Raw genomic sequence first — 12,256 nt, 5'->3', positions numbered from 1 at the left:
CACCAGCGTCGCATGTGATGAGAAGCGCTGGTCAAGCTCTATGCTTTTCCCGGAGCTCGGACGGGTAGCAGCCGTAGTACTCCGAGAACAGCTTGGTGAAGTGCCGGGTGCTGTGATAGCCGACCTGCTCGGCTACCGTTTGGATTTTCAGGTTAGGCCGGGTGAGCAGCAACTCCTTGGCCTTGAGCATACGTGTTTTTGTCAAATATTTTACGAAGGTGATTCCGCCTTTTTTATGAAAAAGCGAGCTCAAATAGTTGGGGGTGACATTCATTTCACCCGCAATTTGGCCTATGCCGATATCGTTCATATAATGCCGGTCTACATATGCCATGACGCGCTGCACCAGATCACCCTGCCAGTTGTTCTCGCTTGGCGTATCAGCCAGGATGTTCTCTCCTCTCTGCTGGAGCAGACGAATCCAGTGCGCCGAGGCATGCTCGGGCGAAAGTCCTGCGCCGATGGCGCGGTTCATAAACCGGCAAACGTGATCTAGCGCAAGGCTGCCGTGCCAAAGGTGCAATGTCGTTAAGCATTGCTCTATTTGCGTCAGCTCTTTGTGGTAGTTCACGTAGTCCTTAGCCGCGTAATGGCGACACAGTTGGTCCAAGCGAATCGCCAGCTGCCGGACGTCCGGCCGAATTGCATGGGACTGCAGGTCTGTCAGCTTGTACACTTGCCCGTCCGGCAGAAGCATTCGCAGAGAGGCTAGGCTTTGCAGCTCGGCCATTTGCTGCTGCATTATCCCGCAGCTGGAACCGCCCGCCGTCTGCAGCGCATATATGGCGAACCCTGTGGTGCTGTGCCTCTGAATACACTGCTCCACGCATTGCTCGTACGCGGACGTTATTACCTGCTTGCCGTCAGCGCACAGTTGATCGCGTTCCGACCCCGCGGACACATCCCGAGCCCAGATTAGCGCCAAGTGCCCCTCGCGCAGTGTGAGCAGGGCGGCTCTGCTTTTTGGGCCTTGCGGCAGATCGTTCATCATTTGTTGCAGATCGGAATCGAACGCCTGCCTACGGCACCCGTCAGTGTCATTGCGGGAGCTGTCCATGACAAACATCACACAGTGATACTCACAGTGGGAGAAAAATGGTCCTAGGTTCATCTCATCGCGCGGCCCTGTGCCGTGCAGCAGTGAGACCAGCATATGCTCGAATTCCAGGTTAAGTGCGGCTAGCGTTTTTTTGTGCTCAGCCACTGCCGCGGACATGCACTGCGCAAGCTCTTCGGGGCTGGCGGGCTTCAGCAAATATCCGTGGGTGCCGAGCTCCAGCGCCTCCTTGGCGTAAGCAAACTCCGAGTACCCGCTTAAAATCACCCATTGCGTGTACGGGGAGACCGCCTTGCCCCGGCGAATCGCATCCAAACCATTCAACCTCGGCATGCGGATGTCCACAAATACCAGGTCCGGCTGGCGCTGTCGTACCAATTCCACCATTTCTTCGCCGTTGCGCGCTTCTCCAATCACCTGAACCGGGATGCTTAGATCGTGCAGCATACTGCGCAGACTCGATCTGACCAAGCTTTCATCGTCAGCCAATAACACGTTCATGCTGTTCTTCCCCCTTGGGAATGGTAATGGTTACGCGTGTGCCCGCCCCCATTGTGCTGGCGATATGCATCACCGCGTCTGGATACGCCAGCTTAAGGCGAGCCTCCACGTTGGGCAGACCGGTGTGCGGCCTCGGCACATGCCGAGCTCGACCGTCAGACTGCGACGGCTCCTTCCGCATATCGCCGGGGGAGGGCGGTTGTACCGCCGCAGCATGCACCACCGTTCGCGGCGCTGCCGCCGTGGCCTCGGAACTGGCGCGCGGCTGCCCCGCAGAGGTCCCGCCACCGGAGCGCGGCTGCCCCACGGCAGGGCAGCCATCGGCCTGCGGTACAGCTGTTGCGGCCGCGGAGCTGGCGCGCGGCTGCCCCGCAGCGGTCCCGCCACCGGAGCGTGGCTGCCCCACGGCAGGGCAGCCATCGGCCTGCGGCAATGCCGCAGCGGCTTCCGCGCCGGAATGCCGCGGTCCTGCCGCGCCGCGTGCATCGAACCCGAGCCCGTTGTCTGAGATCTCAATAACAACGAAGCTCTGCTCGCCTACGCGCCGGGTGGTGGCGTGCACCGTCACGAGATTCGCCTTATCATCCGGTTCCACCCCGTGGATGATGGCGTTTTCCACAAGCGGCTGCACCAATAGCTTCGGGATCGGAAAATCTGCCGCCTCAGTGTCATAGCTGACATGGATCGTCAGCCTTTCTTGAAACCGGGTTTGCTGCAGCATACCGTATTTTTGCAAAAACAAAAATTCATTCTCAATGGTCGCCCATTGGTTTTCCTGCAAAATATATCGCAGCATGCCGCTCAGTGAAAAAATCGCGTTTTCGAGCTGCTTGGTGTCACCGGCACGGTTCAAGCCGATAAAGCAGTTGAGCGTGTTATACAAAAAATGCGGCTGTATTTGCGACTGCAGCGCGCGATATTCCGCATCCCGCTGTGCGAGCACAGCCTTGTACTCCTTGTTGATCAGTTCATTCAGCTGGGCAATCATGCTGTTAAAGGACTCGCCGAGCCGGGCGATCTCGTCACTGCCTTCCGGTACGTAGCGCGTGTCGAGATTACCCTTTTTCACCTGATTCATCACGGTGTTCATTTGCCGAAAAGGGTTGACGATCCACCGTGTAAAATAGAGGAATACGAAAAAGGTCACGAACAAGCCGCCCACAGAAAGAAGAACAGCGACAATGTATGTCCACCGCACCTTGGATTTAATTTCGTTATTGGACAACAATACCACGATCTCCCAATCCGCTGGAGTGAGTGTTCTGGAAACGGTTACATAAGCCGTGCGATCGCTCACCGGATGGTCACCGTTAGTCAGCTGTGCCTGCAGCGCGGCGGTCAACGGCTTGTTCGCGTAGATCACGTTGCGGTTTTGGTCCAGAATGACAACGATCGAGCTTACGTTGAAAGTGATGTCGCGCGTAATTTTCTCCAGCACTTTGGTGTCGGCATCCGCCAAAATAACGGCCAGCGGCCGACGGGAATCCGGGTCCTTGATAAGCCGAGCCACCGAGAAAACTTGCCGGGAGCCTTGATTTATCAGATAGGATTGCGGATGTGAGCTGATGAATGCGACTCTGCCGTCACTATCGACTGCTTGTTTGTACCAGTCCTGTGAGCTGAACGGAAAGTTGGGAACAAGTTCCATCGCGTTGTGTTTTGATGTAAGGTAGGCTTGTCCGTCTGTTGAAATGATAATCGTGCTTAAGATGTCCTCGCGTGTGTTAATCAAGTAATTGGGCAGCGTGCCGGTCAGCGCGCGATCGGTTTGCAGCTTGTCATACGCACTCGCGGTCCGATAGTGTCCGCCTGCTTTGTATTTTAACGCCTGAATCACATTATCGTTCAAGTAAGGCGACGCAGTCAGCCGTTCAAGATCGTCCATATATGTATGCAGGTTACGGGTGAGGGCATTCAATGTGCCGGCAGTCAGCTTTTGCGTTTCGTTTTTCAGAATACCCTCTGAATAATAAGGCATAGCCAGGGCGAGAACGATGAACGGCGCGACGATGGTCAGTAGATAAATGATGGTCAATTTAAAGCGTAAAGTCTGGAAAAAAGTCACAAAGAATTCTCCCCTCCAACTTAAGGATATAGGCCTGCTGGGAGCAGGTCAAGAGACCTCCGGAATGCGGCAGTGTAGAAATGAGCACTCTTTTTGTAGTTTTCAGTCATTTTGTAAGCGCAAACAGGTGTGGTACGCTTTTTCCAGATAGTCAATGTTGGCATTATTCTAGTATTTAAGGGGGAAGTTTTGTATGAAAAAAACAAAAACGGCTTCGGTTCTATGTGTTTTACTGGCTTCAGCTTGGGCAATAACTGCTTGCGGTACGCCCGGCAGTGACGAAGAGGGCGCTGCGTCCGGTGGTCAAACGACGCTCACGGTAGCGACGAATGTAGTTGGTGAACCGGCGAAGGTGCTCCAAACGATTGCAGACAAATTTATGCAGGAGAACCCAGACGTTAAGGTGGAGTTCAGCGCTCCGGGAGCGGAATATGAGAATATCATGAAGGTCAAAATGGCTTCAAACAGCATGCCGGATGTGTTCGCCACACATGGTTGGTCGAAGGCGCGGTACGGTCAATATTTGCTCGACTTGAAGGATGAACCGTGGGCCAAGCAGCTGGACGACGCGATCAAACCGGCAGTGACCGACGAGTCGGGCAAGGTGTATGCGCTGCCAATCGACCAGGACAAATCCGGACCTGCGTACAACGCGGAAGTGTTGGAGAAGTATGGCGTACAGGTTCCGACTACATGGGACGAGCTGTTGGCCGCGGCAGAGCAGATCAAAACAAAGAGCAATGGGGAAGTGACACCGATCCATATCGGGGGCGCGGATTCGTGGCCGATCGGACAATTCGTCGATTTCATGGCGACATCACTGTTTATAAGCCCGCAAAACAATTTCAGCAAGCAGCTGACCGACGGGTCGTTCGACTGGACGAACTTCGACAAGCTGCCGGAAATTTTTCTCGATCTGCAAAAAAAGGGTTACTTAAACAAGGACGTACTCACCGCCAAATATAGTGATTCCGCAAAAGCATTCGGTGAGGGCAAAGTTGCATTCGGATTTTACGGCCCCTTCCTGATCGAAGAAGCGAAGAAGACAAATTCAAATGTCAAAGGCGGATTAATGCCGATTCCTTCGACGGCCGCGGGTGATACACCGACGTTGGCGGGCGGGGAGAAGACGACCTGGGGCGTGTGGAAGGATTCCAAAAACATTGACGCTGCCAAAAAGTTCGTCGCCTTTTACGCGAAGCCGGAAAACGTGACATTGGTTACCGCTGCGCAAGCGCTGCCGCCGGGTCTCAAGGGGATTGAAATCAATGCCGGAACGATGACCGCTGACTTCACCAAATACAAAGACACACGCGTACTGCCTTATTTTGACCGGGCTTACCTGCCTAACGGAATGTGGGACGTAATGTGTAAGAACGGACAGGATTTGCTCGCCGGCGGCATTAGCGCACGTCAATTCTCTGAGAACATGCAAAAAGAATACGACCGTTTGAGAACAACCGGCAAATAGAATACTAACGGGAGACAGGAGGACAACAATGAACAATAAGCACATGCCGGTTGAGAAAACCACCCATTCTCCCAGCTTTTCCTTGCAAAGGCTTTGGCAATCTCCTACTGTGCTGAATCTTATGTACGTTCCCGCGTTACTGTTGTTTGGCGTCTTTATTTTCTATCCGCTCATCCAAGGGATCAAAATATCTTTCACCAACTGGGACGGTTATTCGCAGCAGTACGCGTGGGTGGGTTGGGAAAAATATGCTCAAATATTTACCGATCCAAAGATTATCCAAACGATGAAGAACACGTTCATTTATGGATTAGGCAGTACGCTGTTTCAAAATTTGCTCGGATTGGCATACGCTTTATTTTTGGATCAAAAGCTTCGCGGGAAAGGGATCGTACGGACCGTCGTGTACTTGCCTGTCATCATTAGTCCGCTTATTATGGGCTACATTTCGTACTTCTTTTTCCAATTCGAAGCCGGAGCGATCAACGATCTCCTGAAGCTCTTGAACAAGGAAACCGTGGATTGGCTGGCTAGCGGGCCGAGGGCTGTATGGATTATCACAGGAGTGAATACGTTCCAATACATGGGCATCGCGATGATAATTTATCTCGCTGGTCTGCAGTCGATCTCCAAGGAGTACTACGAGGCTGCCGATATCGACGGGGCGACATGGCTCAGCAGATTTCTCAATATCACGTTGCCGCTGCTCGCACCCGCCATCACCATTAACATTGTGATCAATGTTATCGGGGGATTGAAGCTGTTCGACGTGATCATCGCGATGACTAACGGCGGACCGGGCTACGCGTCACAATCGCTGTCCACCATGATGTACAATTTGTATTTCGCCCGCCAGGATGCGGGATATGCCGCGGCGTTGGGCAATGTGATGTTTTTGATCATTTGCGTTATCAGCTTGACGGCTTTATACCTGCTGCGCAGAAGGGAAGTGAAGATGTGACTCGGGCGATCAAATATTTCATTTTGCTATTGATAGGCATCGTTCACATTGTTCCTTTCTACATTCTGATCAATATGTCGTTCAAATCGCTTGAGGATACGAGCAGCAAATGGCTGCCCTCCCAGTCATTGTACCTGGACAACTTCGTCCATGCTTGGGAGGATGCACATTTAGGCAGGGCGATCCTGAACAACTGCATCATCACATTTTCCGTCATAGCTCTCGTCGTAATCATCGGTGCGTTCGCCGCTTATCCGCTGGCTAGACACCAAACGAGGTGGAACAATTTTATCTACACTTTGAGCATCTCGTGTCTGATCGTGCCGGCCTTGACCATTCTTGTTCCTTTGTATAAATTTATCGTAGACATGGACGGCATGAACACGTACTGGGCCATCATACTTACGCAGGTGACGTTTTCGCTGCCAATGACGATTTTCTTATTTACCGGATTTATCAACTCAGTGCCGAGGGAACTGGATGAAGCGGGATTAATCGACGGATGCAGCAGGTTCGCTATTTTTTATAAAATTATCTTGCCCCTTCTGAAACCGATTACAGCAACGATCATCATCGTGATCGGCGTGCAGGTATGGAACGACTATCAGTTTTCGATATTTTTCCTGCAAAAAAGGGAAGTGCAGACGATACCCGTCGCTTTATCTATGTTTATTTCCCAGTTCCACAGCAACATCAACTGGGTGGCTGCCGGCTGCCTGATGGGCATGTTACCGCTTACGGTGCTCTATTTATTTCTCCAAAAATATTTTATCAAAGGGATGGCGGATGGCGCCGTCAAAGGCTAGGGGAGGCAGCATATGTCAATTCATTATAACGAGAACAACCGGGTGTTTCATTTAACTGCGAAGGATACCAGCTATGTGATTCACGTGCTGGCGACCGGACAATTAGTGCATGCGTACTGGGGAAGACGTATTCGGTCGTTCAACCCTGCGGGCTTGCCGAGATTCACGGAACGGCCGTTCAGTCCGAATTTCACAGCGGGGGACAAGCAGTTCTCACTGGATCATCTGCCGCAGGAGTACCCGGCTTACGGCACCGGTGATTTCAGGCATCCGGCCTATGAAGTGCAGTTTGCAGATGGTACGAGAATTGCCGGTCTCGTCTTCGAAAGCTACCGCATTGTCGACGGGAAACCGGGGCTCACAGGGCTGCCGGCCACTTATGTGGAGGACGCACTGGAGGCACAGACGCTCGAGATCGTCACTAGAGATACAACCACCGGGCTCACGGTAACGCTCTCTTACACCGCGTTCACCGATCACGACGCGATCACCCGGTCGGTCCGCTTTACTAATGAGGGCGATCATTCCGTTCGTTTGGACCGCGCGCTCAGTGTGAGTGTGGATCTCCCTCATGCGGATTTCGATCTGCTGCACTTATCGGGCACTTGGGCGCGGGAACGGCATGCCGAGCGCGTGCCGCTCACAGGCGGTACGAAGTCGATAGAGAGCCGCAGAGGCGCCAGCAGCCATCAGCACAATCCATTTGTGGCCCTGATGTCAACCGGGGCGGATGAGGAGCATGGGGACGTCTACGGGTTTAACCTGGTGTACAGCGGCAATTTCGCGGCTAATATCGAGGTGGACCCTTTTCAGACGACGCGGGTGTCGCTCGGCATCAATCCGTTCGATCTTTCTTGGCTGCTTGAGCCGGGCGAGTCATTTCAGGCTCCGGAGGCGGTGCTCGTGTATTCTGCGCAGGGGCTTGGGCGGATGTCGAGGACTTATCATAAATTGTATCGCAGCCGATTGTGCAGAGGTCGGTTCCGGGATAAGGAACGCCCCGTATTGGTCAATAACTGGGAAGCGACTTATTTTGATTTCAACGAAGAGAAAATCGTGGAGATTGCCAAGGCAGGCAAGGAACTGGGTATTGAGCTGTTCGTGCTTGATGACGGTTGGTTCGGGCACAGGGACGACGATAAGAGCTCGCTGGGCGATTGGTTTGTAGACACGAAGAAGCTGCCGAACGGATTAGACAGTTTAGCACAGCGGGTGGTCGACCAAGGCATGGAGTTCGGCCTCTGGTTTGAGCCGGAGATGGTTTCGCCGGACAGCGACCTGTACCGCGAGCATCCCGATTGGTGCCTGCATGTACCTGACCGTGACCGTACGCTGGGGAGAAATCAGCTGGTGCTCGACCTGTCGAGACAGGATGTATGCGATGAAACCATCCGACGCGTATCCGCGATTTTGTCCAGCGCTCCGATTACATACGTGAAATGGGATATGAACCGGCATATGACGGAGATTGGTTCCGCACAGCTGCCGACGGAGCGGCAGAAAGAAACGGCACACCGCTACATGCTGGGCCTGTACAATATGATGGAGAAGATTACGTCGGCTTTCCCGCACGTGTTATTTGAGAGCTGCTCGGGGGGCGGCGGGCGTTTTGATCCCGGTATACTGTATTATATGCCGCAAACGTGGACGAGCGACAATACGGATGCGGTCGCCCGGTTGAAAATCCAATACGGTACGAGCATCGTGTATCCGATTAGCGCGATGGGCTCCCACGTATCAGCAGTGCCGAATCATCAGATGCACAGAACGACGTCTCTGCAAATGCGCGGTGATGTAGCGATGTCAGGCAACTTCGGCTATGAGCTCGATCTGACACGGTTCACGGCGGAGGAGAAAGAGCTGGCCAAGCAGCAAGTCGCTGCGTACAAAGAAGCTAGGACGCTCATACAACGGGGAGATTTTTACCGGCTGGCGAGCCCGTTCGACGGAAATATCACGGCCTGGATGTTCGTATCCGACGATCGGACGGAGGCGCTGGTTGCATACTTCAAAGTGCTGGCCGAGCCGGGAGAGCCGCTGCGCTCCATCCGGTTGAGGGGATTGGATACGGACAGCCGCTACCGTGTGGCCGGCTCGGGAGAAATATACGGCGGCGACGAGCTTATGTACAAAGGATTGCATGTCCCTGTTCTCGAGGGAGATTTTCAAAGTCTGATCTGGAGACTGAGTTTAGTGCAGTAAGACTGAATAAACTGATAGATTTGGCAGCGAGGACCGACAATAATTATTGTCAGGTCCTGTTTTTTATCCAAATCAGAACTAGGCTTTTACCTCAACTTTTGATATTCTCGTTATTATAATCATCACTCAAGTGACGCTGCGGGAGGGAATGGGTATTGAAGAAAGCACTGATTGTCATTGATTACACGGTGGATTTTGTGGTCGGCCAGCTGCCCTGTGGGGATCCAGGTATCGCGATTGAAAACCGCATTTGTGAAATCACCCGGCATTTCGTTCAGCAGAACGATTTTGTGGTTATGGCCGTGGATCTCCATGAGCGGGACGATCATTACCACCCTGAACAGCGCTTATTCCCGCCCCATAACATCCGCGGCACAGATGGACGTCATTTGTACGGCCGGCTGCAAAATGTATTCGATGAAAACAGGGAAACGATTCAGTGGATGGATAAGACCCGGTACAGCGCCTTCTGCGGCACGAACTTGGAGCTGCAGCTGCGAAGCAGAGGTATAGACGAGCTTCACCTGGCTGGAGTGTGCACTGATATCTGTGTGCTGCATACGGCGGTTGACGCCTATAACAAAGGGTTCCACATCACTGTGCATGAGGACGCTACGGCGTCATTCAATGCTGTCGGACATGAATGGGCTCTCGGTCATTTCCGGCATGCGATGGGCGCGCAGGTTGTTTGTGGTTACAAATAGATGGCGAAACTTATATACTAGATGCATATCTTACATAGATAACAGCGAACGGAGTGACCGTGTTGGACTACGAAAATTTAACGCTTCATACCGATAAATATCAGATCAATATGATGTACGCCCACTGGGTGAAAGGTTCCTTGGACGAAAAAGCCGTGTTTGAAGTGTACTTCCGCAATCTTCCTTTTGGCAACGGATATGCGGTGTTTGCAGGCTTGGAACGGATTGTCCATTACATTCAGAGCTTGAAGTTCGGCAAAGAAGAGATTGATTTCTTGCGGCAGCAGGAGGAAAACTATTCCGAGGAGTTTCTGGAATTGCTGCAAGGGTTCAGGTTTACGGGCAACCTGAGTGCCGTACCTGAAGGCACACTGGTATTTCCTAATGAGCCTCTCATCCGGGTTGAAGCCCGGGTTTTCGAGGCGCAATTGATCGAGACCGCGATACTGAACTTTATGAATTATCAGACACTGATTGCGACCAAAGCTTCGCGCATTAAGCAAGTGGCTCCTAATGATGTGTTGATGGAGTTTGGCACGAGACGGGCACAAGAGGCGGATGCCGCCATTTGGGGTGCTCGCGCCGCTTACCTGGCCGGGTTTCACGCCACCTCAAATATGCGGGCGGGGATGCTCTTCGGCATACCCACCAAAGGCACACACGCTCATGCTTGGGTACAGGGCCACGAGACGGAGGAAGAGGCTTTCCGCAAGTATGCGGAAGCTCTGCCGGACGGCGTCACACTGCTCGTAGATACGTATGATACGCTGAAAAGCGGCGTGCCAAATGCAATCAAGACGGGACGTATGCTCGAAGGCATGGGCAAAAAGCTCAACGCGATACGGCTGGACAGCGGAGACTTGGCTTACCTGTCTCAGGAGGCCAGAAAGATGCTGGACAAGGCTGGTCTGGACTACGTCAAAATAGTCGCATCGAATGATCTGGATGAAAATGTAATTTTTAACCTCAAGGCGCAGGAAGCCAAAATAGATATGTGGGGGATAGGCACGCAGCTGATTACCGCTGCAGATCAGCCTTCTCTCGGCGGCGTGTACAAGCTGGTCGCTAGGGAAGATCACGGCCACTACGAGCCGGTCATCAAAATTTCGGGCAACCCGGAGAAAGTGACCAATCCCGGCTTCAAGGAAGTGTATCGGATTATCGACAAATCGACAGGCAAAGCGCAGGCCGACTACTTAACCCTACGGCATGAGGAGAACATCAAGAGGGGCGAGCGTATCAAGCTGTTTGATCCCGTTCACCCATATATCCATAAGTTTGTCGAAGATTATGAAGCGGTGTCTCTGCTGCAGCCTATCTTTGTCGGTGGCAAGTTCATGTATTCGATGCCGTCTCTGGACGAAATCAAACAATATCACCGGCAGCAGCTGCATCACTTCTGGCCCCAATACCTGCGTAAATTGAACCCGGAAATCTATCGTGTTAATTTAAGTGTCGAGCTTTGGGAATTGAAAATGAGCTTGATCCGCAAGCACACGGGCCAGTAATCAGTTCATGTGTCATCAAATAAAACTACCTGCTCAAGCCGGGCTTGCTCGTGTTCGTGCAGGCCGAGCATCCGGCTGAGTTCTTTAGCGTTATCTGCGGCGTCGCCCCCGGAATTGTTGTTGAACACAACATAGATATGCCCGCACGACTGCTCGAGCTGGAGCAACCGGTCCCGCCATTCCTCCAGCTCTTTTGTGCTGTATCGATATAGATAGCGCTGTTTGCGCCATTCCGGATGGCTGCCATGCTGCCAGCCTTTTACGTTGCGTCCATGCAGCCGCACATACGTGATGTCGGGCCTCGTCGCTACGGGCACAATCGGAATGGTGCCGGCGCCTGCCTGCGGCTCGTCCACTACCGTATGGATCCAGCCCTCCTCGCGCATGAAATCTAACGTTCTCTCCCGCATCTCAGGCTCAAACCATGATTGGTGCCGAAATTCAAGAGCGCAGGGCAGGTCCCGCATTCGTTCGCGGGTTTCACGCAGCAGTGCGACATTCTGCCTGCTGCAATCAAACCACGGCGGGTATTGAAATAGTACCGCCGTTAGTTTGCCCGCATCGATGACCGGTTGAATGGACTCGTGGAAGGCTTCGTACATCGCCTCCGTAGAATCGAAATATTTATCTTTTCCGCGCAAGTGAAAGGTCATGCCTTGATAAGCTTTCACGACAAAGCCGAACGATGGCGGAGTGGCGCTCACCCATTTCACATAATGCTTGACGGGCTGCACCGCATAAAAGGGGTTGTCTAGCTCGACAAAGGAAAAGTGCTGGCTGTAAGCCGCCAGCCGCTCTGATGGTTTAATTTTGCCATACAGCTCTTGATGATCGCCAAATCCCGTTAATCCGATATGAATCATACAGGTCACCTCCAAACGAGCCGCGACGGATTCTCGAGGCACCGCCGGCAGCGGGAAAAACCGAAGAGGAAGCCCGAGCTCCCCGGAGCTCCCCTCTTCGGTTTCCTAATATTTATAC

At 52.9% G+C, this 12,256-nt stretch carries 9 protein-coding genes; 6 read left to right on the top strand and 3 right to left on the bottom strand.

What is annotated here, in order from left to right; genetic code table 11:
• Positions 1 to 31: 31 nt before the first annotated feature.
• Both CBW46_RS12390 and CBW46_RS12385 read right to left on the bottom strand, forming a co-directional pair.
• On the bottom strand, positions 32 to 1,558 hold the full coding sequence (locus CBW46_RS12390; RefSeq protein ID WP_089200316.1) for a response regulator: 1,527 nt from the start codon (positions 1,556 to 1,558) through the stop codon (positions 32 to 34).
• A complete protein-coding gene (locus CBW46_RS12385) occupies positions 1,539 to 3,623 on the bottom strand; it encodes a sensor histidine kinase (RefSeq protein ID WP_089200315.1) in 2,085 nt (694 codons plus the stop codon). Before CBW46_RS12385 ends, CBW46_RS12390 begins: the two co-directional genes overlap by 20 nt.
• Positions 3,624 to 3,816: 193 nt before the next feature.
• Here CBW46_RS12385 and CBW46_RS12380 point away from each other — a divergent pair, with 193 nt between their 5' ends.
• The 6 genes from CBW46_RS12380 (at position 3,817) to CBW46_RS12355 (ending at position 11,275) form a co-directional block, all read left to right on the top strand.
• Entirely contained in the window at positions 3,817 to 5,094 is a 1,278-nt protein-coding gene (locus CBW46_RS12380) for an ABC transporter substrate-binding protein (protein ID WP_089200314.1), read from the top strand.
• A gap of 121 nt (positions 5,095 to 5,215) precedes the next feature.
• Positions 5,216 to 6,055, top strand: a complete 840-nt coding sequence (locus CBW46_RS12375) for a carbohydrate ABC transporter permease (protein WP_243633297.1) — start codon at positions 5,216 to 5,218, stop codon at positions 6,053 to 6,055.
• Positions 6,052 to 6,861, top strand: a complete 810-nt coding sequence (locus CBW46_RS12370) for a carbohydrate ABC transporter permease (RefSeq protein WP_243633286.1) — start codon at positions 6,052 to 6,054, stop codon at positions 6,859 to 6,861. Before CBW46_RS12375 ends, CBW46_RS12370 begins: the two co-directional genes overlap by 4 nt.
• A 12-nt stretch (positions 6,862 to 6,873) precedes the next feature.
• Positions 6,874 to 9,063 carry an alpha-galactosidase gene (locus tag CBW46_RS12365; RefSeq protein ID WP_089200313.1) on the top strand — a complete coding sequence of 730 codons (2,190 nt, stop codon included), beginning with the start codon at positions 6,874 to 6,876 and terminating at the stop codon, positions 9,061 to 9,063.
• 155 nt (positions 9,064 to 9,218) lie between these two features.
• Positions 9,219 to 9,767 carry a cysteine hydrolase family protein gene (locus tag CBW46_RS12360; RefSeq protein ID WP_089200312.1) on the top strand — a complete coding sequence of 183 codons (549 nt, stop codon included), beginning with the start codon at positions 9,219 to 9,221 and terminating at the stop codon, positions 9,765 to 9,767.
• Between the two features lie 62 nt (positions 9,768 to 9,829).
• Positions 9,830 to 11,275 carry a nicotinate phosphoribosyltransferase gene (locus CBW46_RS12355; protein ID WP_089200311.1) on the top strand — a complete coding sequence of 482 codons (1,446 nt, stop codon included), beginning with the start codon at positions 9,830 to 9,832 and terminating at the stop codon, positions 11,273 to 11,275.
• A gap of 5 nt (positions 11,276 to 11,280) precedes the next feature.
• Here the strand turns inward: CBW46_RS12355 and CBW46_RS12350 are convergent, their stop codons facing one another.
• The gene (locus CBW46_RS12350; protein ID WP_089200310.1) at positions 11,281 to 12,138 is read right to left on the bottom strand and encodes a DUF72 domain-containing protein; all 858 of its coding nucleotides are present in this window, start codon (positions 12,136 to 12,138) and stop codon (positions 11,281 to 11,283) included.
• Positions 12,139 to 12,256 lie beyond the last annotated feature (118 nt).

The sequence above is a fragment of the Paenibacillus xerothermodurans genome (assembly GCF_002220865.2).
Classification (GTDB): Bacteria; Bacillota; Bacilli; order Paenibacillales; family NBRC-103111; genus Paenibacillus_S; species Paenibacillus_S xerothermodurans.
The sequence above is the reverse complement of the archived record's forward strand: the minus strand, read 5'-3'. Positions and strand labels throughout refer to the sequence as shown.